At 50.2% G+C, this 26,831-nt stretch carries 2 protein-coding genes; both read right to left on the bottom strand.

Translation table 11 applies throughout. The features are described 5' to 3' along the window. Position 1 precedes the first annotated feature (1 nt). Positions 2 to 16,303, bottom strand: a complete 16,302-nt coding sequence (locus tag V7728_RS09475) for a non-ribosomal peptide synthetase (RefSeq protein ID WP_099566753.1) — start codon at positions 16,301 to 16,303, stop codon at positions 2 to 4. Then, positions 16,293 to 26,828, bottom strand: a complete 10,536-nt coding sequence (locus tag V7728_RS09470) for an SDR family NAD(P)-dependent oxidoreductase (RefSeq protein ID WP_099566752.1) — start codon at positions 26,826 to 26,828, stop codon at positions 16,293 to 16,295. The genes V7728_RS09475 and V7728_RS09470 overlap by 11 nt, the downstream gene beginning before the upstream one ends. Positions 26,829 to 26,831 lie beyond the last annotated feature (3 nt).

Genomic DNA, 26,831 nt, shown 5'->3' with positions numbered 1-26,831 from the left:
CTTAACTCAATTGTTGTACATGTCTTGTTACTTTAGGCTGATAGCTTCGCAGTTTTTGCATCGCCGAGCCGTGATGTTCAGGGTATACTTCTATCATTTCTTCCGGTTTTTCCTCCGGCTCTTCCGCCTGTTTCATCATGACGAACTGATTCAACGGGCCGCCGAGCAATCGTTCAAGCGCCGCCATTGCTTCCGGCGCTTCAATTGATCCGACTCCCGCCTGTTTCATCCGTTCTTGATAGTCGGCAGATGATACGATTCCGACACTGCCCCAGTAGCTCCAATTCATCACTGCCGCCGAATACGGCCGAACTTGAGCCAAATGAGCGGCAAAGGCATCTTTGAAACTGCATCCGGCAGCATAATTGCTTTGTCCGGCCGCTCGTGCAAATGATTGAACAGATGAGAAGAACAAAGCAAAGTCCAGCGGCTCATTTCGGAACACGCGGGCCATATTCACGCTGACATTGACTTTCGCAGCGAGCACGCTTTTCAAACGGCTTTCCGGCATATTTGCCAGGCTCTGATCCTCTAAAACAATTGCGGAATGGATGATTCCGTTAATTTGCGGGTGCGTGCGTTTGATCGTTTCATACGCCCGTGTGAGCTCATTCGGATTTGCCGCGTCAGCTTCAATATAAATCGGAGCCGGGCCGAATTGGCTGAGTCTGTCGATTTTTTCCTGGATGGCGCTGTTATGTTTTCGTCTGCCGATCCAAACGACTCGCGCCTGATACGTTTTCACGGCATATTCGCTCCATGCCTCGCCGATGCCCCCCGCGCCGCCGATGACGACATAAACGCCGCCTTTTTGGTAGGCGGGCCGGCTTGACACCGGCTGCTGTACAGGAATAAGGCGCTGTTTGTACCAGTGATTGTTCCGGTACGCCCATGTATTGCCTTGCTCATCAAACGGCGCTGAGAACAGCTCCGCCTTTGAAACATCTTCCGGACATCCGGCATCAATCAGCCTTGTTTGCCAGTTCGGATACTCTTTTGCGAGCGAGCCGACCAAACCGTGAATGCCTGCATGAGCCGGATCAATAATGTCCGCCGGCTGTACGGACTGTGTTTTTATTGTGACTGCAGTCAAGCTGATTCGCTTGCCTCCATATCCTAAAGCAAGCATGGCCTTAATCACTCTGTACATCTGAATGACGCCCGCATCCTGAGCTTTTACCATGTCATCAGCGCTGTGAAAAGGAGCGATCCATACGATATGCCCGAAAGACCCTGTTGCTTTCAGTTCAGCCGCAACAGCCTCTATTTCATCCTCCTGGTTGATATGAAGCCGTTTCGCAGAAGGATGATGCAATTGAAAAGCCGCGCTTTCCTCATCCCCCGCGATAAAGACAACCTCTTCCGTCTTATATGCCGGGCTTTGATCACGGAATTCCGCGAGATCCCACACCGGAGCCAGAAGGTTTGCTCCATTTAATGATGTTTCCGGCGCCGGGCCTTCCATCATTCTGGAAGAAATCCCTTTAATTCTGACACAGACCCGGCCTGTCTCATCACATAAGTCAATGTCCATACGCTGTATTTTTTCATCCGTTCCCCGGGAGCTGACATACGCCCACATGCTTGTCGTGCACGGGCTGAAAATGTCCAGTTCTTCAAGGGCGAACGGCAGTGACAGCTGGTTATCATCTGCGTGCAGCTTCAGTCCGATTGTCGCTTGCAAAGCTGAATCAAGCATACACGGGTGAAGAACGTATTGATCTGCCGTTTCTTCGAGGAAGGAAGGCAGCCGGAGCTCAGCTAACGCTTGATTGCTTCCGATATGAATCTGCTGAATTCCTTGTTGTCCGGGACCGTAGTCAATGCCGATTTTGCTGAATAAGCCGTAACACTGTTCAGAAGTCAGTATACTGAGGCCGAATTGAGCTTTCAGTGCGCCTATATCACGGTGCGGAGCCTCCCCGGCGCTGAGAATGCCGGCAGCCCCCTGACAGTGTATCTGCCTGCCGCTTGCTTCTGTTTGTGAATCCGTGTAAACGTCATACACGATTTCACCGTTTTCCCTCGGGTTCAGGCTGATTTCCGCTTCAATCGGGCGGTTTCCCGCTTCGATCGGCCGAACCCAAACGATGTTTTTCAGGCGGGTGACAGAAGGACGTTCCTTTTGCCCTTTGACTGCCTGAGCAACCGCCGCCCTAGCCATTTCCAAGTAGGCAACGCCCGGCATAACCGGCTTGCCTTTAATAAGATGATCGGTGAAAATCGTCTCTTGTCCCGTAAATTCGGATCGGTACCGCTGCTCTGTTAAATCTGATACATTTTCGTGAAGCAGCGGGTGCAGCACCTGCGACGTCGGCACAGCTTGCGGTTTCTCTGCTTTCGGCCGATTGTCCGTGATCCAGTACCGCTCTTTCGCAAACGGGTAAGCAGGAAGACTCATCCGTTGAGGCTTGATATCAGAATATAGGCCGTCCCATTTGATATCCGCGCCCTGCACCCATAATTCCGCAAGCTTGTCATTCTCTCGGCGGCTTATCAGCTCTTCGATATCCGCTTCCCCGTTTGCGCCTGCCAGAATGGATTTCAGGGAGGTTTTACCCGCTTTTCCTTTATAAATGCCCGCTATATCATAACGTCCTTTCGCACAGCTCTTTAGCTTGTCCCGCAGTTCTTCAGCCGAGGAAGCGATAATGGCCGCTCTTTCTTCCATGGCATCACGCCCCTGCTGAAGCGTGTAAGCAACATCGGCAAGATCCGCATCCGTAAAAGAAGCTTGCGCCAGCTGCTGCGCCTGTTCCTGCAGACGTTCTTCTTCTTTGGCCGACAGCACAAAGATTTGAGGGTGTGTGAAAACAGCTGTTTTTCTTTCTTCCTTCGGGATATATTCTTCAATGACGACATGGGCGTTTACGCCGCCGATGCCGAAAGAACTGATTCCCGCACGGCGCGGCAGAAGATTGCCGTTTTCGTCTTTCAATGCCGTCCATTCTCTTTTTTCCTGTACGATGTAAAACGGACTGTCTTTCAGCTTGATATACGGGTTGATGACCTCGCTGTGGAGGCTTTTTGCAAGTGTTTTATGCTTCATCTGCATCAGCACTTTGATCACACCCGCGACACCTGCTGCCAGTGACAGGTGGCCGATATTGGTTTTAGCCGATCCCAGACCGCAGTGACTCGCGTAAACGGCGGGATCGCCTGTTTTTTCGTACAGCTTTTGAAAGGCGGATTTCAGGCCGTTGATTTCGACCGGATCGCCAAGCTCCGTTCCGGTTCCGTGCGCTTCTATATAAGTGACGGTTCTCGGATCAATGCCTGCTTTGTCATAAGCCGTTCTGACGACTTCCGCCTGGGCTTTCGGATTCGGCGTCGTCAAGGAGTTCGCACGTCCGCCGTGATTGACCGCGCTGCCTTTAATGACGCCGTAGATATGATCGCCCGCTTTTTCCGCTTCTGACAGCTTTTTCAAAAACAGAATTCCGGCACCTTCACTGACGGCAAATCCGTCCGCCCTGTCGGAGAATGTTTTACATTTCCCTTCTTTGCTCAGAGCGCCGGCTTTGTCATAAGCGATGTGGCCTTGCGGTGTGACGACGGTATTCACGCCGCCGGCGATCGCCATATCGCAGTTCCCGTTTTCAATGGCGCATACGGCGTGATGAATCGCGACCAGCGAGCTGGAACAAGCCGTGTCGATCGGTTCACTCGGCCCGTGCAGATTAAGCATATAGCTGACGCGGTTCGGCCCCGCTGACGGACTCATATTCGCGGCTGACGCACCGCCGATATCCAGGTCGGAAAACAGTGAGCCGTATCCGGTATTCCCCGTGCCGATATACAGGCCTGTTTTCGTGCCGGAAAGGCTTTTAGCGGAATATCCCGCATCTTCTATCGCCTTCCACGCATACATCATTAACAAGCGCTGCTGGGGATCCATCTGTTCGGCTTCCAGCGGTGAAATTCCGAAGAACAGCGGATCAAAATCCGCAACTCCGTCAATAAATCCGCCCCACTTTACATTTGTTTTGTTGGCTTCATTAAGCGGGTCACCGTAATACTCACGCCAGTCCCAGCGATTCGCCGGCACCTCTGTTATACAGTCTTTTCCTTCTTCTAAGTTGCGCCAATACTCATCAATATTTGCGGCCTTCGGAAACACTCCGCTCATGCCGACAATAGCGATCGGTTCCGGTTTATGTTCAGCCGCAGTCTGAACAGGCTGTACGGCAGTTTTTGCAAATCGTTTGTTCCCTGCCAGTCTGATGCCGCCATCATCAGTTACGCTGCTTTGTTTTTCTTCTTTCGGCTGTGTGCTGCCGGCAAATTGTGTTTGATAGTCTTCTGCTAAATGATGCGCCAAGGCTTGAATCGTCGCATATTCAAAAAATACGGTCGGTGTCAGATCAAGCTGATAAGTGTCATTCAGCTTGTTGGCGAATTCCGTCAGCGTAATGGAATCAAATCCGTATTGATTGAACTCCAATTCGATATCGATTTCTTCAATGTTTATTTTCAGAAGCCCGGAAACCTCTTTTGCCAGCAATTCCTGAAGTTTTGCCGTCAGGTCTTTCGGCGCAGGCGTTTCATCTGTTTTCTTAACCGGTGCAAAAGCTGCTGCAGGAGTCTTTTGAAGCAGCTTTTCCCGCATTACGGCGCCGTTTCCTTCCATGACGAGCACGCTTGTTTTCCCCATGCTCCATGCTTTGTAAAGAGCTTCTATTCCGGTCTCAGTGCGCATCGGCGTTACGCCGGTTCTTTTTTCGGTGAGCTTCGCCATTTCTTCATTGACTTGCATTCCGCCGTTTTTCCAAAGCGGCCAATTGACCGACAATGTGTGACCGTGGCGGTACATTGCGGTAACCAGTGCGTTGCGGTATGCCGCATAGCTGTCCATAAATGCGTTTGCCGCCGCATAATCCGCCTGTCCCGCATTCCCGGTGACGCCGGAAATGGATGAGAAAACGATGAAAAAGTCCAGCGCTAAATGCTCGGTTGCTTCATCAAGGTTGACAAATCCGTCCGTTTTAGGAGCCAATACACTGTAAAACTCTTCGGTTGTTTTCTTTGCGATATATTGATCTTTCATCACACCCGCGCTATGAATGATGCCGTGAAGGCCGCCATATTCCGTCTCAATTGTTTTGACCAGGTCTGCCGCAGTTTGAGCGTTTGTTACGTCAGCCTGCTTGTATTCCGCTTTTGCTCCGAGTGATTCAAGCGATTGCAGCTGCATCCGCTGATTCTCGCTTAATGCGGAACGGCCTGTCAAAACCAGTGTCGGCTCTTTGACTTTGCGGGCGATTTCTTTCGCGAAAATAAAGCCTAAGCCCCCGGCTCCTCCGGTAATGAGATAAATGCCTCCGTCGTTCCACGGAATGCGTATTTTGCCGCCGGACACGGCCGTTTCTTTGACATCTGCGCTGTACCGGATGCCGTTTTCATATTTGATATGGCTGTCATCAGCCCGTGTTTTATTTTCTCTGATGATGTCTGTGATTCTGCCGTTTTCCGCCGGTTCTATTTCAATCAGCTGGGTTTTCAGTTTTTTATGTTCCAGGCCGGCTGTTTTTAACAAAGCTGAAATGCCTGAGAGCAGCTGATGCTTATCTGTTTTAGAGAGAACCGTCTGGATGAGGACGTCTCCATCCGTCTCTTCCTTCAGCAGTTTTTGCAGCGTCTCCAATATCCGTCCTGTATAATCACGGAAGCGCGCCGCCGCTTTCCCGTGCCGGGAGGTCATTTCAATACATTCAGCTCCCGCGGCTTCAACGGCTTGTTTCAATCCGGCGTCTGTGTCACAAAGCAACACGATATGCCGGGCAAAAACCGGTTCCGTTTGAGTAGCAGTTTCATCGCTTCGGGTCCATACCGGCTCAAGCATGAGCGTTCCCGGAGCTTTTTCTTTTTTCTCAGGTTCTTTTTCAGCCATTCTGAATGACAAACCTTTCAGCCTTACGCACACCTTGCCGTTTTCATCACAAATATCAAGATCGCGTTTTTCAATCTGGCCGGCTTTGTGGTCTTCAGAAAGTCTGGCGTAAACCCACATCTCGGCAGCGCATGCGCTGAATACTTCAAGCTCCTGAACCGCAAACGGAAGCATCAGTTTTTCATCATTTGTTCCGGTTAATATGCTTGATGCCTGCAATGCAGAGTCCATTAAGCCCGGATGCATGACATACTCCTGTACCGTGTCCGCACAAGCCGCATCAAGTGACAGTCTGCCCAATACGAAATCATCACCTGTATAAATCGCTTTGACACCCCGGAAAGCCGGGCCGTAATCAAAACCGATTTTGCGGTACATATCGTACACTTCATCTGCAGAAAACGGTGTCTCGGCGGATTGTGATCTCAGCTTTTGGAGATCAATGACCGGTGCCTCGGCGTCAGGGCGGACTGATACTGCCCCTTGGCTGTAAACGGACGGCTGATCTGTTTCCCGGCCGCTGTAAATGTCGAATTGAACGTCATTTGCCGTTTCAGGAATGAGACGGATGTTGACATGAACCGGCTCGTCTTCAATGGTGATCGGCCGCACCCAAACCGTATTCTTAAGCTTGACGCTTCCTTGTCCGGCCGGAACTTCAGATGCCTGTTCCATTGCTGCGCGCGCCATTTCAAGATGTGCCACTCCCGGTAAAATCGGCACGCCTTTTACAACATGGTCCGCAAGGTAAAATTCTTTTCCTGTATAGATTGAACTGAACCGCTGTTCTGCAAGGTTTGAAGTATTTCTGTGCAGAAGCGGATGAAGCGCGTCTTGTTTTCCGGCAGATACAGTGCTTGTTTTTTCGTGTTTTCCGGTGCTTTTTGCCGCCCAATAGCGGTCTTTTGCAAAAGGATACGACGGCAGGCTCATGCGTTTAGGCGGCCGGTCTCCATACAGCTTCGCCCAATCGACGTTCAGCCCTTTGACCCATAATTCAAGCAGCTTCGCGTATTTGCCGCGTGCCATCCATTTTTCAACGGCTTCTTGAATTTCTTCATCTTCCGTCAGCATTTGCAGCGTGCCTTTGTCTATTCTTCCTCTGTACAAATCAGCATGCTTATCTCCAGTGATAAACTGTGACAGTTTTTCCTGCAGTTCTTCTGCAGATCCGGCAATAACCGCCAGACGTTCTTCCATGGCGTCCCTTCCGATTTGGAGGGTATATGCCATAGAAACGAGGGAGGATTGATCGTACCGTTTTTCAGTAAGCGCACGTTTCAGCTGTTTTGCCTGCTCTTTCAGGCGTTTTTCATTTTTGGCGGACAGAACGAAAAGACATGGGTCGATATGAAAATCATCTGCTTCCTCTCTGTCTTCTGGGATGTATTCTTCGATGACGACGTGGGCATTTACGCCTCCGATGCCGAATGAGCTGATGCCCGCGCGGCGAGGCTGTTCGTTTCCGCGTTCGTCCGTCCGCGTCTTCCATTCCATCGTCTCCCGCACCAGATAAAACGGGCTGTCTTCAAGCTGAATGTACGGATTTACCGTCTCACAGTGGAGACTTTTTACTAATGTCCGATGCTTCATCTGCAGCAAAATTTTAATAATGCCCGCTGCTCCTGCGGCAAGGGATAAATGGCCGATATTCGTTTTAACCGACCCTAAACCGCAATAGCCGGCCGCTTTCTCTTTTCCGTCTGCAAACGAGCTGAACGCTTGTTTCAGGCCGTTAATTTCAACAGGATCTCCCAGTTCTGTTCCGGTGCCGTGCGCTTCGATATAAGAGACTGTTTTCGGATCAATGCCCGCTTTTTTGTATGCGGCTTTAATGACTTCCGCCTGTTGTTTCGGGTTAGGCGTTGTTAAAGATGCCGCGCGGCCGCCGTGATTCACCGCGCTTCCTTTAATAACGCCGTAAATATGGTCCCCATCCGCCTCAGCGGCTTTCAGCTTTTTGAGGAAAAAGAGACCGGCTCCTTCACCATGGGCAAAACCGTCAGCCCGATCAGAGAACGTTTTGCATCTTCCTTCTTTACTCAGCGCGCCCGCTTTGTCAAAACTGATATACACATCCGGAAGAACAATCGTATTGATTCCTCCCGCCAAAGCCATGTCGCACGTTCCTTCTTCAATTGAAGAAACGGCATGGTGTATGGCAACGAGCGAGCTTGAGCAGGCGGTATCAATCGGTTCGCTCGGCCCGTGCAGATTGAGCGTATAGCTGACACGATTCGGTCCGACAGACGGACTTGTATTCGCCGCGGATGACCCTTCAATCGCCGCATCGGTATTGGCTAAAAGAGAACCGTAGCCGGTATTTCCGGTCCCGATAAACACACCTGTTTTTGTGCCTGAGAGACTCTTTGACGCATACCCGGCATCTTCGATCGCTTTCCACGCGTACGTCAGCAAGAGGCGCTGCTGAGGGTCCATTTGCTCCGCTTCCCGGGGTGAAATCCCGAAAAATAACGGATCAAATTCAGCAATTCCGTCAATAAACCCGCCTTGGTTGACGTTTGTTTTATTGGCTTCTTTTGCGGGATCCCCGTAATAGTCCCGCCAGTCCCAGCGGTCTTTCGGAATCTCGGTCATGCAGTCTTTGCCTTCTTTCAGGTTCTGCCAGAAAGCTTCAATGTCTTCTGCCATCGGGAAAATCCCGCTGATGCCTACGATTGCGATCGGTTCCGGCCCTTGGCCCCGCTGCACTGTCTGCGGAAGTGTCTCAGGCAGAGTGCGTCGTCGCTTAACGGCCGGGCGCGTGATTTGAGTCTCTTTTACCGGTCTTGCCGATTGAACCGTTTTTGTATTTACCGCAAACCGTCCGGCAAATTCCTCTTCGTATTCACTGATTAAATGAACGGCAAATTCATGGATTGTCGGATGATCAAAGAAAATCGTCGGCGTTAACGTAAGCCGGTACGTTTTGTTTAACTGGTTCGTAAACTCAGTCATCGAGATGGAATCCAGCCCGTATTTTGTCATTTCTTCATGAGGATCAATTTTGTCAATGTTTACTTTTAACAGTGAGGCCGTCTGCTGTTTTAACAGATGCTTCACTTTTTCAAGCAGGCTGTCAGCATCAATGTCATGACGTACGCCGGTCTCTGCTTCCGGATGATCATTCTCTTTGCGGAACAGTTTTGCTTTCATGTGTTTCACATCTCCTTCAAGAACCGTCATCCGGGCTGTCCCGCTCATCAAGCCTTGATATAAAGCCTTGATGCCGGCATCTGTGCCGAGCGGTGCGATTCCCGCCTCCTGCATCAGCATATCTTCCGTCTGCTTTCCTGCCTGCATTCCGCCTTCTTTCCATAACGGCCAGCTGACAGAAAGCGTCTTTCCGTATCTTTGTCCTGCGGCTTGTAAAGAACGGCGGTACTCGGCATACATCTCCATAAAGACATTTGCAGACGCATAATCAGCCTGGCCGACGCTTCCAAGCACACCTGATAAGGATGAAAAGACAATAAAGACATCTAATTTCTCATGTTGTGACGCTTCATCAAGATACACAAGACCCTTCACTTTCGGAGCGAGAACGTGTTGGAATTCCTCTGCCGTCTTCTTCACCATGTAGTTGTCTTTTATAATGCCGGCACTGTGAACAATCCCGTCCAGCCTGCCATGCCGTTTGCGGATATTGCGGATCAATCGGTATACTTCTGCTTCGTCCGTGACATCGGTCTGCTCGTAGAAAACAGAAGCGCCGGCAGCACGTACTGTTTCCAGCATGTCTTTCTGCTTTTCTCTGAGAGCGGACCGGCCGGTTAGTATGATGACGGCATCTTTTGTACAGTTTGCGATCTCTTTTGCAAAGATCAGACCTAAACCTCCCGCACCTCCTGTAATGAGATAAACGCCTTCGTCTTTCCACGGAATATCCGGCTCCGCTTGAGAAATATCCATCTCTTCCCAATCAGCGGCAAAGCGCTTGCCGTTTTCATATTTCACATGGACGCTTTCGGCATGCATACGGTTTTCGGACGCTTTTTCCGCTATGCCTTCAGCACTTTCTTTCTCCTCGGCTTCGATCATTTGACAGATCAGCTTGGAATGTTCAAGGCATGCGGTTTTGAAGAGGCCGGTAATGCCTGAGAACACCTGCTGTAAGCCTGCTGACTGCGTAACAGCCTGAAAAAGAACGCGGCCCTTCGGCTTGCTTTTCATTATGGTTTTGATATGGTCAAACAGCTGGCCCGCATAAGAATGATACCGCTCTGCAATAGATGCGGGACGATCGTCCAAGATAATGACGCTTGCATGTTCAAGCTTTGCTTCCACGGCCTGTTTTACGGCTTCATCGTACTCACAAAGGAAAATAATATGCTCTTCATACGTTGGCTCGTGGTCCGCCGGTTCCGGCTGCTCTTTCCAGATCGGTTCAGCGAGCAATGTGTCCGTACGGCTGACCGAAACGCCGGCACCCGCGTTTTCTTCCATGATCCGTGTTGAGAAACCTCTCATCCGCACACAAAGCCCGCCGTTATTGTCATATAAATCAATATCGGCTTTTTGGATAGGATCGCCGGCTTTATTGTTCGCACTGAATGTGACGTGCACCCACATATCATCAGCGCACGGATTCAGAACGTCCAGCTCCTCTAAAGCAAACGGCAATGCGGCTTTGAATGGTTCCCCGCTTTCTGCAAGCAGCGCTCTCGTCACGTTTTGCAAATATTCGGCGGCCTGAAGCGCACCGTCCATCATACTCGGATGAAGGATATAATCAGCTTTTGTATGAGAGACGGATTCAGGAAGCTTCAATTTAGCAAGCAGCCGGTCTTCGCCTTTGTATACAAGCTGCACCCCTTTGTAACCCGGCCCGTAATCAGCACCAATCATTCCTTTGTAAAACGCTTGAGATTCGATTGTTCCCTGCGTGCATCGGCGCTTCAGCTGCTCAATATCCGCCGCTTCCTCCGGTTCCTTCCGGATGATTTCAGCGATGCCCTGATTATAAAGAGGAGCTTCTTCACCGATAGAATCGTTACCCCCGTACATTCTGTATTGAATCTGTCCGTCCTCTTCTTCATAAAGTCCGATATGGACACGGACAGCCTCCTGATCGGCTATCACCGGACGGACCCATACAATATTCTTTAAGCGCAGGCCCAGAGATTCCTCTGTTGCCCCGCCGATGCTTTTCTCCGCCGCGGCCCGTGCCATCTCAAGGGTAACGGCAGCCGGCACGATCGCCATTCCTTTAATGATATGCTCGGCAATAAAATACTCTTTTCCCGTGAATTCCGAACTGAACCGCTGCTCCTGCAAGACGGATGTATTCTGATGTACCAGCGGATGCAAAAGTTTGGTATCCGTTTGCTTCACCGTTTCTTCCGGCCAGAAGCGCTCTTCTGCGAACGGGTAGGTCGGCGCACTGATTCTTTGCGGCGCGGAATCCGGATACAATAAGCCCCAATCGACACGCGCTCCTTCAACCCAGAGCGCCGCGAGTGCTTTCAGCTTTTCATCCCGTGTCTGACATGCTGCAAGCTCTTCCATCTCCTGAGCTGACACTTCTCTGCTTCTCACTTTTTCGCCCCGTAAGATGTTTTGGTCATTGCCGTTGATGAAATCCTGCAGCTGACGCTTCAAATCGTGACGATCATGACTGATAAAAACGGCTCTCTCTTCCATCGCTTCACGTCCGGTCTGATACGTAAATGCCAGATCATGCAAGGAAACATCGTTTTCGGCTTCATCCAGAAAGCCGGATAAACAAGATGCATAGGCAGTAAGACGCTGCTTATTTCTCGCTGACAGCGGAACGATATAAGGCGGCTGTCCGTCATTTGATCCGCTGATCGTTTTGTTTTCATACTGTTCAAAAATGGCGTGTGCGTTTGTTCCTCCGAGTCCGAATGAGCTTAACGCTGCGCGGTGCGGCGTCTCTCTCTCCGGCAGCGGTTTTCTCTTATCCGCCACATAAAACGGCGAACCGCTGAATTTGATATTCGGATTCGGTGACGTGTAATTAATGGTAGGCGCCAGCTCCCGATGATATAAACTCATGGCGACTTTGATGCACCCGGCCAGACCTGCTGCTGTATCCAAATGTCCGATATTCGTTTTTACGGAGCCGATCCCGCAATACTGCTCCCGGTCCGTGTAACGTTTATACACTTGCTGCAACGCGGACATTTCAATCGGATCACCCAATGTCGTTCCAGTGCCGTGCGCTTCGATATAGGAAATCGTCTCCGGGTGAATATTCGTGCTGTCTAAAACATGCTGGATGACGTCAGTCTGACCTTTTACACTCGGTGCGTAAAAACCGACTTTATCCGCTCCGTCATTGTTCAGACCGATGCCTCTGAGCATGGCGTATATGTGATCTCCGTCCTGAACGGCTTGTGACGCCTTTTTCAGCAGAATGACGGCAGCTCCTTCTCCGCCCGCCATACCGTCGGCTGAAGCGTCAAATGCTTTGACATGCCCGTCGCTTGAAAAATTCAATCCGTTTTGGTGCACATAGCCGATGCCGGTCGCTGCATGCAGAGTTGCTCCGCCGACGAGCGCGTATTCCGATTCTCCGCTCGTTATGCTTTTGTAGGCTGAATAAAGACCGACTAATGATGATGAGCAATTGGAATGAACGAAATAGCTTGGTCCTTTTAATCCGAGCTTATGGGAAACCATCGTCGGAATCGTGCCGCTCTGCGCTAACACCCATGACACATAGCCGTCGGGAGATTCATGGCTTTCTGTCGTTTTTTCCGGCAAAAGCGACCGATACGAATTATTGCTTGCCGACATATAAACGCTTGTCTTCGGAATCTCTTTCGATACATATCCCGCGTCCTCGACGGCTTTCCAAGAATGAAGCAGCAGAAGCCGAAGCTGAGGATCCATAAATTCTGCGTCTTTCGGAGAAATGTGAAAGAACTCAGGGTCAAAGAGATCTTTTCCTTCTATCGTCGATAATGCCGGCACATAGTCGGGATTTTCGATCAAATCTTCAGGCACGCCGGCTTCCCGAAGTTCTTCTTCCGAGTAGAACCGGACGCTTTCCTTTCCTTCTCTTAACTGCTTCCAAAACTCATGATGATTTTTCGCGCCGGGGAACTGGCAGGAAATCCCCACTATTGCCACACTGTCATCAAAGTAAGACGGCACCCCGTTTTGCGGTGTTTGTTCTCTTTCTCTCTCATCTTGGCCGGGCGCCACTGATTCAGCCGCCTGTTTTGTTTCAACAATAAATCGGCTGATCGCCTGAATGGTAGAGTGTTCGAATAAATCCGTGACGGTAAAATCGCATTCCAGCTCCTGTTTAATGCGTTCTGCCGCCGCAACAGCCAGAAGCGAGTCGCCTCCCACATCGAAAAAGCCGTCTTCGATTTTGATGCCCGCCGTATTCAGCAGGTCTTCCCATATTGCGGTCACTTTCGCTTCCGCTTCTGATAACGGCAGTCTGCCCGTCTTTTCAGACCGGTGAACGATTACCTTGCGCTGTTTTAGGTCTTTGCGGTTCACTTTTCCGCTCGGTGTTAACGGCAGTGCATCCAGGCGGATAAAATGGGCAGGCGCCATATAATCCGGCAGACTCGATAAAAGATGGTTGCGGAGCGCTTTTTCGTCTGCCGTATGACCGGAGCGGGCCGTATAATAAGCAATCAGCTTTTTATGTCCGTTCTTTTCCTGAACCACAACCGCCTGATCAAGAATGTCCGGATGTTCGCTCAATTTCGTTTCAATCGCTCCCAATTCGATGCGGAAGCCGCGAATTTTCACCTGACTGTCAATCCGGCCGGCATATTCTATATTTCCGTCAGGCAGCCATCTGGCCAAATCACCTGTCTTGTAAAGTTTTTCTCCTTCACTAAACGGATTATCAATAAATGATGCCGCCGTCAGCTCAGGCTGATTGTAATAGCCTCTGGCCAGACCGGCGCCGGCCACGCAAAGCTCCCCGGCCACACCGTCAGGGACGGGGCTGAGCTTTTCATCAACGATATAAAGCCGCGTATTGTGAATCGGTTTCCCGATCGGCGTATTCCTGCTTGTGATTTCCTTTTGGCCGCAGCTGTAGTAAGCGGCATAAATGGATGTTTCCGTCGGGCCGTATATGTTTTCAATTCTCGCATGTTTGAAGATGGAAACTGACTTTTTAACTAAATCTTTCGGAAACGCCTCTCCGGCCACCATCACATATTTCACAGGGCCGTCTTCTGTAAATGCCGTATGCCGCTTTACCGTTTCCAGAAATACATTAAACACGGCGGGCGCAAAATTCAGATGCGTGACCTGGTGGGTTTGGATATATTCCATGCAAAGCTGCGGATTTTTTTCTGCACCAGGCGGCAAAATGACAAGCCGTCCGTTTCCGATAAACCAGCCGAATAATTCAGAAATCGAAACGTCAAATACGTAATTCGTTTTTAACAGATAGGCATCCTCTTGTGCGACCGGATACTCAGCTTCCAAAAACTGCAGCGTATTCATGATGGCTCTGTGCTCAACCATGACGCCTTTCGGTTTTCCCGTGCTTCCGGACGTATATAGAATATAAGCGAGATGATGCGGTTTTGAACGCGGCGTCAGTTTAGCCCCGCTGACAGAACGTCCGCTGTTTTCAATTTCCACCGTGCTCACACCGCCGATGGCCAACTGTTCAATCATGCCGCGCGTCTTTTCCTGCGTTAATACGATTGACACGCCGCTGTCAGTCAACACGTGGGCCATCCGTTCGTTTGGAAAAGCCGGGTCCAGCGGTACATACGCGCCTCCCGCTTTTAAAATGGCGAGGATGCCGATGACCATCTCAAAAGAACGCTCCGTACAAATGCCGACCGGGCATTCCGGTGTGACGCCCTTTTCTTGCAGGTACACAGCGAGCGCCGTGCTTCGTTCATCTAATTCGCGATATGTAAGACTGTTTTCACCGAATGTGACGGCTTCTCTGTCAGGGTGGCGTCCGGCTTTTTCCGCAAACACTTCATGAATGCAGCGCTCATTCGGCTGATGGGATGAACGGCTTTCATCCCGTTTTTGATTGAGCAGGCCGGAACAGGCTTCAAAAGCGATCTCCGGATCAGAAAGCACCTTTTCTGCCAGTTTCATATAATGCTCCGCCATTCGTTCGATGAAAGAAGGGCTGTAGACATCCGGGTTGTACAGAAATTGCAGGACGGTTCCCGTTTCTTTTTTATAGACTTCAAGCGCAAGCTCAAATTCGCCTTCCTGATGAATGTCTTCTATCATTTCAATGCCGAGTGATTGATATAGTTCCGCCAGCTTTTCCGCTCCTTCTGTCCGGAAGAAGTTTTGATAGAAAAACGCGGTTTGAAAAACAGGCGACACCGCAGGCGAGCGTTCCGTCTTCAATTCTTTTACAAGCGCGGGAAACGGATACGCGGCATGGTCCAGCCCTTCTGCCAGTGTCAGCTGCAGCTCCTTCAAAAACGACGTAAAAGATTTGGCGCCCGTCTCCCTGCTTCTGACCGCGATCATATTAATGAAGTATCCGATGACAGACTCAAATTGAGCCTCAGAACGCCCCATCGTCGGCATGCCGACGATGACATCTTCCTGATTCGTATATTGATAGAGCAGTCCTTTGAAAATAGCGAGATACACAACGGATTCATTGACATTATGTTTTTGGGCGCAAACTTTAATCTGCCGGTTCAGTTCATCAGGAAGCAAGCGCTGATACGCCTGCCCCCTGCACGTTTGGACCGATGATCTCGGGTAATCCGACGGAAGCTCAAGCACCGGCAGCGGTCCTTCCAGCTGCTTTTTCCAATAAGAGAGATGCGTTTTTCCCGCTGCGCTTTCCAGCAGCTCTTTTTCCCATTTCACAAAGTCATGATAATCTGCGGCCTGCTGAAGCATGACAGGTTCTTTGCCTTCGCTTGCTTTTACATAAGCGTCCAGCAGCGCCGACATAAACGTCATAAGAGAGACGCCGTCAAAAATGATATGGTGAATGGTGATTAACACAATCGGCTCCCGCTTCGCCCGCCGGAATACTTGAACACGCAGGAGCGGCCCGGTTTCAAGCGAGAACGGTTCTTTTGCTTTTTCTTTAATAAACGTAAGCGCATCACGCCCGCTTAATTCAGAAAGATCCATTTCTTCAATCGGAAAATGCCGATCCGTATCTTCTATCTGATACGGAAGGCCGTTTTCCTCTTTTATCACACTGGTCAAAATAGGGTGCTGGCGCTGCACGGACAAAAGGGCGTTTTTGAATGTCTCGATATCCAGCTTTTGAAAACGAAAGCATAACGGAATGTTATATGCGCTCATCTCCGGAAACATTTTCTGAAGCATCCACAAACCTTTCTGGCCTTCAGAAAGCGGACGTTTTGCAGTTGTCCGCTTGAAAGCCTGAAGCTTTTGTTCTACTTCAGCGATGGTGAGCGTTCCTGATCTGTAGGCATCGAGAAGTTCTTTATGATTCATAGGTCTTACTCCCTTCTATGATGTCTTGCACTCTTTTAAAATCTAATGTCCCCTCAGAGACCTGTTTCATCATGGCGATGATCTCCTGATCCGTATACTCCTTGCTTTCCGGAGCGGCGGCTTCTGTTTCGGTTTCTTCCGTTCGGTAAAACGTTTCGATCGTTTCTTTATGTTCTGTCAAGTAATAGCTGATGACGTCTCCGAGCGTGGCATAGCTGTAAAATAACGCCGGAGTGACTTCAATGCCGTAATGACTCGTCAAAAGAGCGGCAAATTTGGCTAAATAGATGGAATCAAATCCGAATTCCGCCCAGTTTTTATGCAGGACGAGTTTATCTTTGGATATTTTCAGCAGACTGTGTATCAGCTCTTTCAAATCCGCTTCGAGCCGTTTTTCCGTGCTTTCTTCCGGGATGCGGCGGCTCACGGTTTCCAAAAGCGCATCCGGTTTTGATGAATCGTCCCGCCGTATGCCTAAAAATCGTTCGGCACGGCTTCTTTCGCCGGCAATGACAAGGCACTGGGTGTTATCTTGAGAAATGATGCGCTCAAAAAGCTCAATGCCTTCATCTGTTTCTAACAGGCGCTGGCCGCTTGATTTCAGGTACATGCCCGTCGTCTCTTCACCGCCGACGGCCATTCCGCCGTTTTTCCAGACCGGCCAGTTGATGACAAAAGCGTTTCCGCTTTCTGATTGTTCGTTTTTATAGTTGGCATACGCCATTTGGAACCTGTTCGCGACCGCATAATCACAGCAGCCGAAATCTCCTAAAACAGCCGATGTGGATGAAAAGTAGCAGATGAAATCAGGCGTTTCGTTTTTCAGCCACTCGTCAAGAAGCAGGCTTCCGTTTATTTTCGGTTCAAGCGTACTGCGGAAATTCCCGATTTCATTTTCAAAGACGGATGTTCTGCTTTCGATGCCCGCCGCATGAATGACGCCGTGAATGGCTCCGAATCGTTCTTTCGCGCGCTTGATGCAGTCGCCCATTCCGATCGGATCACAAACATCGGCTTCGGCGTAAAGAACACCCGCGCCGAGATTTTCCAGGTCTTTCATTTTTTCTTTCTTTTCCTCATTGATCGGCGACCGCCCCGTGAGAATGACATTTGCCTGGTAGTTCCGGGCGAGATGGCGGGCAAATAAGTAGCCGAGCCCTCCTAATCCGCCTGTAATGAGATATGTTCCGCCGGTTCTGATCCTGCTGTTTTCTTTCGTTAGTCCGGTTGGTTCGGTGTGATAGACATATCGTTTTCCCTCTTCCAAGAAAACGGTTTGGTCTGTTTCAGCTTTCAGCTCGTCCCAAATGGTCCTCATCCAGTCCGTTATGGCCGCACCGGCTTTTCTGAAGTGGCCGGTAACACTTGTTTTCGGGAGAACAATGCCGAGCGAACGCTCAAAGCCGATCCATGATTCCAAGTAGCACTTTTCCAGACCGGATGCATATTCCCCCGCCAATAACAGCCTTTCCGGCTGCAGACCGGTCTCAGCCATTGCTTTGAGAATATGGACGATACATGAATAATCTTCGATGCAGCTTTTATCTTCAAGCGCCCATAAATACAAAATGGCAGAAGCTTCACCGTACTCTTTTTGAATATCCGCAAAAGCGTTCACATATGATTGCGGATCTTCCCGCACCACTTGGCAGCGGCCGGCGGACAGAGCCTCATACCGGTCTCCCTGAGCGATAAAAATAACGCCAATGCCACTGTCATACGATTTGATCACAGAGACGGCTTCCTGCTGCTTCTTCTGATCAGATAAGAAAGAAATCACCGTTTTGACTTGCTTTTCTCCGGCAGCCGGCAGAGCCTGTTCTTTAAGAACTTCTCTAAAAGCCATCACTTCAAACTGTTCCGCCGGATCACTTTCATCAGCCGGCGCCTTAACGGGCGCGGCCTTGCTTTGTACAGGCTGCTGATGCCAGAAGCGTTCTTTCGCAAACGGATAAGCAGGCAGGCTGATGCGGGCCGGAGGACGGTCTCCGTATAATTTCGCCCAATCGATGTCCAATCCTTTTACCCAAAGCTCAAGCAGCTTAGAATATTTCCGTTTGCTGATCCAAGCGTCTATGATTGTTTCCAGATCATCATCCGCCGAAAATACGGCAAGCATCCGTTTGTTTTCTTCCGTGCCGTCACGGTGCAGTCCGGCGCTGTTTTGTCCGGCGGTAAACCCATTCAGTTTTTCCTCAAGTTCATGAAGTGAATGGACGATAAAACCAAGACGCTCTTCCATCGGCACCCGGCCCGTCTGAAGAGTAAAGGCTATGCTCATAAGGTCGCTGCCGCTGTATCTTTTTTCACGGATGGCGTCTCTGAGCTGTTTTGCTTTTTCAGTGAGCCGTTCGCTGTTTTTCGCGGACAGGACGATGATGGCGGGCTGATCTGCCGGCGTCTCATCAGGTTCTTTGTCTGCCGTATATTCTTCTATGACGAGGTGGGCGTTTGCTCCTCCCGCGCCGAAGCTGCTTAACCCCGCCCTTCTCGGAAGCTCTTGGCCGCCGATGACGGGACGTTTCCACTCACCGAGCTCCTGCTGAACGGCAAACGGCGTATACGCGAAATCAATATTCGGATTCAGCTGTTCCGCGTGCAGGGACGGCGCAATTTGGCGGTCTTTGAGCTGGAATAGTATTTTTGTCAGACCCGCAATGCCCGCGGCGCTTTCACAATGGCCGATATTTGATTTTGCGGAGCCGATGGCGCAAAACTGTTTGTCTGTTGTATCCTCTTCAAATGCTTTCGTTAATCCGGCGATTTCAATCGGATCTCCTAATGCGGTCCCCGTACCGTGGGCTTCAATATAACTGACGGTGCGCGCCGGGACGTTTGCCCTTTCGAAAGCTTCTTTTATTAAGGCGGCCTGCGCATTCGGATTCGGAACGGTGTATCCGTTCGTTTTGCCTCCGCTGTTAATGGTGCTTCCTTTAATCACACCGTAAATGTGATCGTTGTCGGCAATCGCTCGGTCCAACGGCTTTAATACGACCGCTCCTACCCCTTCTCCGTCGACAAAACCATCCGCGCGGTCTCCGAACGATTTGCACGTGTCGCCTGCGGAAAGCATGTTCATGACTGACAGATTCATATAATGGATCGGGTCGGTCACTATGTTTACGCCCCCGGCAATCGCACATTCGCTTGAACCGCTGTATATGCTCTCAAGCGCCAGATGAATGGCCGTCAAAGAAGAGGAGCAGGCTGTATCAACGGCAATGCTCGGCCCTTGGAAATCAAAAAGGTAAGATACCCTGTTGGCAATGGACCAATAGCCGTAGCCTGTCGGGTAGTTTTTGTTCATCGCGCCGGCAAAAACACCGATTTTTCTGCTCTGGCACAGGTTGTCAGGCGTATAGCCGGCATCCTCGATACTCGCATACGCCGTTTCTAAAAATAATCGCTCCTGCGGGTCCATTCGCTCCGCTTCCAAAGGAGAAATCTGAAAGAACAGCGGATCAAACTTGTCCATATCCTCAATGAAGCCGCCCCATTTCGTATAAATAGAGCCTTCTTTACCTTTCTCTTCATCGTAGTAATCCTGCCAGTTCCAGCGTTCCCGCGGGATTTCTTCTATGCAGTTTTTTCCTTTTTTAATATTAGCCCAAAGCTCAGCCGCTGTTTTTGCCTGCGGGTAGCGTCCTGAAACACCGATGATGGCCACGTCGCGAACCGAACTTTGCCGGACGGTCTCTTTGGCTGCCCGTTTTTCCCTCCGCCGCCAGTCAGTGTGAAGCGGCTTAGCAGGCTGTACAGCCTGAGGTTTTGGTGATGCCTTCCGTTCTTCCTGAACAGGCGTTTGTCCCGTCAGTTTGATCATCGCGTCTTTTTTCGTTTTGATTAAGTGAGCGACGAGCGCCTCAATCGTCTGATATTCAAAAAATAAAGTGCTGCTGACTTGGTCCAATACATTTCGTAACGCGTTTGTCAGCTGTACGACGACGATAGAATCAATTCCGTATTTTTCAAGCGGCGCTTTCGGATCAATTTGAGCCGGCGGAATTTTTAATGTTTCTCCGATTAACGTTTTCAAGTACTCGGTGCTTTTTTCTGTTAAAGACGTGTCGCCTTTTTGCACCGTTGTTTGCGCCTGAAGTTCCGGCGCATGTGCTGCTTTTGGCGGAGAGGTCCGTTTTCCGGCCCCTGCTTTAAGCGTTTTTTGGCGAACAATGCCGTTGCTTTTTGCCGCTATAATCTGATGGCTTAATTCATGTGCCGCTTCTGCCGGGAAAAAGACAGAATGCCAGCCTTCACTTTCTAACACGCGCTTCCAGCTTTCCGGATACAAGCCCGGGCACCCCGGAATACGAAGGGCAGAATCTTCATGCAGCCACCAGCCTTCAAGCAGTCCGAAAGTAATATGCGGGAACAGGCTGTTTCCCGCCATTTCATTTAAGAGCAGCAAACCGTTGTCTTTTAAAACGGCTTTGGCGTTTCTCAGCGTCTGGCGGATGTCTTTCGTCGCGTGGAGCACATTGGCCGCAACGACGATATCGAATGCGCCCGGCTCTATGTCCTGGCCGGCAAGCGGCGCTTCTGCGTTAAAAAGCTTATACGTCAGATAAGGATTCCGTTTGCCGTATTCCGTCTCCGCATGCACGAGAAAAGCTTTTGATACATCGGTGTAACAGTATTCTTTTATATGGTTTTGATACGGCCTAAGCTTTTCAAATATGCCTGCGCTTGTGCCGCCTGTGCCCGCTCCGATTTCCAGGATACGGATCTCGGCTTTTGAATGTTTGCTGATGTTTTCTTTCACATAAGCCGTTAATGTATCTGACAGGGCGCTGTTAAAGTAATCCGCGACTTGATTGCGCTTATAAATTCCTTCAACAAGTTCCATTGAAGAGTGCGGGAACATGATGTCTGTCGCCGGCACGTCTTCGCGCAGAATGTCCGGCAGTGCTTTAAGCATCGTCTCGGCTAAAACAGTCATCGCTTTTGTATCGGCGTTGTTGAGCCATTCCTCTTTTTCCTGCTCCCATTTTTGCCATAGCGAGGCGGTTGTGTTTTCGGCTCGCGCCGACAGTTTATATGAATCCGCATTCCCTTCCAGATAGCCATGTTCCAGAAGGAAAGCGATCGTTTGATTGAGCCATTTTTTAAAGTATTCATGTTCGGGCTCATACGCTTTAAGGCTTTGCGGCGTCAGCAAGTCTGCTTCTTTAAGCTGGGCGATCAACAGCTGATACAGATAATCATCGAGCTCCTGATGTTCAGCCTCTCTAACAAGACGTGCGCCGGGCGGAGCGACCTTCGGCTGTTGTGAAAAGACAAGCGGCTGAGGCGGATAAACGGAAATTTTTTCTCTTTCACTCATCCCTTCGACTGCGACCGGTTTTGTCGTATGAATGAAAGCCGCCTGATCAACCGGCAGCGTCATAAGGGTTTCAAGCGCCTCCATTGCAGCGTCCGGTTCGATCAATCCCAATCCGATCTGATCCATCAGCTGAATAAAATCACCGTCTTCAGCCGCTTCGCTGTTGCCCCAATAGCCCCAATTCATCACTTTGACCGGACAATTCCATGTCTGATCAAGTTCTTTCGCAAATGCGTCACTGAAAGCGCATCCCGCGGCATAATGGCTTTGTTTCACGTTATGAATAAATGCCACAAGCGAGGAGAAAAAGAGCGCAAAGTCAAGCGGCTCCCGTCCAAATACCTCCGCCATGGACACACTTACATCGGCTTTTGCCCGCAGCACCGATTTGAACTCTTCTGTCTTCATATTATTTAAGCTTTGCTCAGACAGATCCATTGCCGAGTGGATGATTCCGTTCATTTTTGTGTGGCGCTCTTTTATGAACTGATAAGCCCGCTCTAAGGAAGCACTGTCGGCGGCATCGGCGGAAACATATTCAGGCGCCGGGCCGAATGCGCTGAGCCGGTCGAGTTTCGCCTGTATGGAATCATTCAGTGTGCTTCTTCCGATCCAAATGATGCGTGCTTTGTAGCGGCGGATCATGTATTCACTCCATGCCTCGCCAAGATACCCCGCGCCTCCGATCACGGCATAAACCCCGCCTGTTTGGTACAGCGTGCCGTTTTTCGGCATATTGTCAAGCGGTATCAGTTGCCGCTCAAACAGCTGCTGATTGCGGTACGCCCAAATTTGACCGTTTTTCCCGGCAGAAAGACTGAGCGCCTCTTCGATCGGCCAGCTGCCGTCCGTTTCTGTGTCAATCATGCGGATATGCCAATGCGGATATTCTTTCGCCATTGTTCCGGCAAGTCCGCTGACTGCCGCTTGTGACGGGTCGGCGCTGTCTTGATCCGAAAACGGCTGGGCATTTGCTGTGACGATGCACCAGTCCAAACGTTTTTCTCCGTACCCTAAGGCAAGTAATGCTTTCATCAGCTTGAACACATGAAGAACGTTTCTTTCCTGTTCCTTGAGGCTGTCCGCACTCTCAGCCTGCGGAGCAAGCCAAATGATTTGCTCCAGTTCTTTTTGTCCTTCAAGCATGTGCGTAAGAGATGTGATATCATCCGTACCTCTGATCGGATAATAGGAAGCATTCGGCAGATGTTCTTTTATGCGCGTATGTCTCGAATCCGTTCCGCCGAATACTGCCGTCTGCTTATCCGCCGCTGCTTCCCCGGCTTTTTCAAGCGCAACAGGCTCCCAAGCCGGAATCAGCATCGTATGGCCGACAGGCGCCTCCGAGGTTTCTCCGCCCGCTGTTTGGCTTGTGTCAAGCGCCCGGACGGACGCGCCTTTCATCCGGACATAAACCGTACCGGCATCATCGCACATATCAATGTCAAATTTTCTTACGTTGTCATCTGCTTTGCTGCCTTCTGTGTACCGGATATATGACCAGATATGTTCAGGGCACGGTCCGAACACTTCCACTTCCTGCATCGCAAACGGCAAAGAAAGCTCGTGGCTGTCTGCATCATCATGTATCGATCGGACAAGCAGACCGACGGATGCGTGAAAAGCGGCGTCCATCATACTCGGGTGAAGCGTATACTGTTCTTTTTTGTCATGTACGGCAGCAGGGAGTGAAATACGGGCCAATAATCGGTCTTCTCCGAGCAGCAATTGCTGTACCCCCCTGTATGCCTCTCCGTAATCCAGACCGATCTTCTCAAAAGCACCGTAACATTCTTCCGCAGTCACGATTCCTAAATTGCAGGAAGCTTTGACAGACTCGATATCTATCTGGGCGCTGCCCGGTTCGGTAATGACCGCTTCACCCTGGCTGTGAATAACCGGATCTTCGCCGTTTTCTGCCTCACTGTATATTTCATAGGTAATCTCACCATTATCTTCTGGGTAAAGGGCAATATGTATTTCCTTCGGTTTGTCTTCAATCATGACCGGCCGGACCCAAACAACCTGTCTGAGTGTGACGCTATGGTCTTTTTCCGTCACGGCAGCAGCCTTTTTGACCGCCTCTGCGGCCATTTCCAAATAGGCGACGCCCGGCAATATTTTTTGTCCGTTGACGACATGGTCAGATAGGAAAAATTCATCTCCCGTAAAAAGAGACGTGAAGCGCTGCTGCGAAAAATCTGACGTATTTTCTTGTAAAAGCGGATGCAGTACTGTGCCTGACAGGCTTTTCTCCTGTTTTTTCTGCTGCGGAATCCAATAGCGTTCTTTTGCAAACGGATAAGTCGGAACGCTTGTTTTACGCGGTTTACCCGAAGCGTACAGCTTATTCCAATCTATTATTTTCCCTTCTGCCCATAACGCGGCAAGCCGTTTCGGATCGTCCGTCTCGGGAGCGGCTTCGCTCATCTCCGGCAGCTCAGCTTGTCCGCGCCATAAACCGGGGATGTTTTCGTTTCCTTTTACGAAATCATTCAGCTTTTCTTTCAAGTCGCGGATGTCATTTACAAGGAAGACAGCTCTCTCCTCCATTGCTTCACGTCCTGTCTGAAGAGTATAAGCCAGTTCAGACAGCACCGTCTTTTCTGAAAGCGATCGGGCTAGTTTTTCCGCATAGGCCAGAAGCCTGTCTTTATTTCTTGCTGACAGCGGGATGAGTTTTGCTGCCTCGTTTTCAGGTGCAAGCGCTTTTTGTTCAGGCTGAATGTATTCTTCTAAAATGATATGGGCATTCGAACCTGATGCACCGAAGGAACTGAGCCCGGCCCTGCGCGGATAATGTGTGACTTTACCGTTTTCTTCAGCTGACGGCTGCTTCCACGGAGCAGTCTGCTGCTGTACGTAAAAAGGAGATTCCTCAAATTTCAGGTGAGGATTTAATTCCGCAGAATGCAGTGATTTGACAAGCGTTTTGTGATGAAGCTGTAGCGCCGCTTTTGTTAACCCGCTGATCCCCGCCGCTGATTCTGCGTGGCCGATATTTGATTTGACCGAACCGATGGAACAAAATTGCTGATCCTGCGTCCCTTGGCTGAACGCTTTTGACAGACCTTCAATTTCAATCGGGTCTCCTAACGAAGTACCTGTGCCATGGGCTTCCACATAACTGACGGTCCGCGGGCTGATACCTGCTTTTTTCAGACAGGCCTTAATGACTTCTGCCTGTGCAGCAGGATTCGGGACGGTAATTCCGCTTACTTTCCCGACGTGGTTAACGGCGCTTCCTTTAATGACCGCGTAAATGCGGTCGCCGTCTTGTTCGGCTTTTTCCAGCGGCTTCAGCAATACCGCACCGACTCCTTCTCCGGAAACGTAGCCGTCCCCGCCCTCGCCGAATGTACGGCAGCGGCCGTCACTTGAGTGCATGCCCACGCTTCCGTAGCTGAGATATTTCGCCGGGTGCAGCGACAAGTTCACCCCTCCCGCAAGCGCGGCCTCACATTCGCCGCGGCGGATGCTTTCGATGGCCAGATGGACGGCGGTCAATGATGAGGAACAAACGGTATCCACCGCGATGCTCGGCCCGTGGAAGTCACAATAATAGGACACTCTGTTGGCGATCTGCGCATAATTCAGTGAAACCGGAAAAGGATCAGTTTCAGATAATTGTTCTGCGCCGATTAAGGAATAATCTTTATGCATCACCCCTGCAAATACGCCGATCGGATGCTGTTTCTCCCCTTTATTTCCCAGCGTTTCAGGCGTATACCCTGCATCTTCAATCGTTTCCCAGCATGTTTCTAAAAACAGGCGCTCCTGCGGGTCCATCGTTTCCGCCTCACGCGGTGAGATTCTGAAAAACTGGGGATCGAAGCAGTCGGCATCGTCAATGAAACCGCCCCATTTTGATACTGTTTTTCCAGACGGGGACGTTACGTTTTGATATGTTTTCCAATCCCATCGGGACTTCGGAACTTCAGTGATGCAATCCGTGCCTGCCTTCAGGTTTTCCCAAAACTCCGCCACACTTTTCGCTTTCGGATAGCGGCCGGCCATTCCGATAATCGCGATGTCTCCGGTGTTTTTATGATGTTCTGGCGCGTCCGGCGCTTCAGCTTCAGACCGTGATGGTTCGGCTGCACGTTCCGCACATTCAAATGAAACGGTCTTTTTCAGATAGGCTGCGAGTTCTTTTATATTTGTATATTCAAAGAGAAGAGTGGGCGCGAGGTCCGCACCCGTCTTTTTACTGATATCCTGTACAATCTCAAGCAAAGAAGATGAATCCAGCCCAAGCTCATAGTAGCCTGCAAGAACGTCCAGCGTCTCCCAAGGCTGCCCAAGCTTATCAGCCAAAAGCTTCTTTAAAAACAGAATGATGTCTTTTTCATCTGTGCTTTCCGGCTCAGTTGCAGCCTGTTGATTCTGTTCGGCTGTATTCTCGTCTTCTTCGAACCGAACCGCTTTTCCCGTAATGTTTTTAAGCTCCGCCACCTTTTGTCCGGATCGGCTGAAGTACTCGATCGTCATCGTTGTGAGTTCTTTTTCCTGACGGACGCCGGAAGCGGCGATACGCGCCGTGCACTCAGATTGCAGCCTGTCGGCGGCCGTGAACGATTCATAATATAAAGGCAGATGAAGCCGGTTTGTTTCAGAAAGCAAACCGCTCGCCCCGATTCCGCTCGCATCCAAAAGGGCCGGATGGAATAAAAAGAAATCTTTTCCTTCTTCGCAAGAAAGCTCAGCCAGCATGCCGCCTTCTGTTTCGTACAATCGTCCGTTCGATTTCATCATGCCGGAATGAACCAAGTCATGATCCAGGCAGCGGTTATACATGTCATCAAGATTCAGAGATCTGCCTGACTGCTTCACATCGCCGAAATCAATGGTTTCGTCAAATGTCACAGCGTCTCTTTTCACCATTTCAGCTGTCGCATATTGTATATTGTCTGACAGCTCGTCACCTTGCTGTTTCTGCCCTGAAAGGGAGATGAGCCACTTTCCATCTCCGCTATCAGAACATTGAATGGTCAGAATGATTGCAGCCGTTTCACTGACGGTTAAAGGCTGATAAATCGTAACGTGCTTCAATTCGAGCTCATTGTATACATAACCGTGTTCCTGAAAAACCTGATAAATCAAATCGATATAAGCAAGACCGGGCAATACCGCTTCACCAAAGACCATATGGCCCTTCATGATGGGATGATCCAGTGAGATATTGATTTTTTCCGATATCATTCC

Origin of the sequence: Bacillus sp. JHAA (assembly GCF_036961585.1) — a bacterium.
In the GTDB taxonomy this organism is placed as follows: domain Bacteria; phylum Bacillota; class Bacilli; order Bacillales; family Bacillaceae; genus Bacillus; species Bacillus velezensis.
This window is presented reverse-complemented; position numbering and strand designations above follow the sequence as displayed.

Coding starts and splice junctions, on each gene's coding strand:
- V7728_RS09475 (WP_099566753.1), bottom strand. CDS start 16,303: ATGAATCATAAAGAACTTCTCGATGCCTACAGATCAGGAACGCTCACC.
- V7728_RS09470 (WP_099566752.1), bottom strand. CDS start 26,828: ATGATATCGGAAAAAATCAATATCTCACTGGATCATCCCATCATGAAG.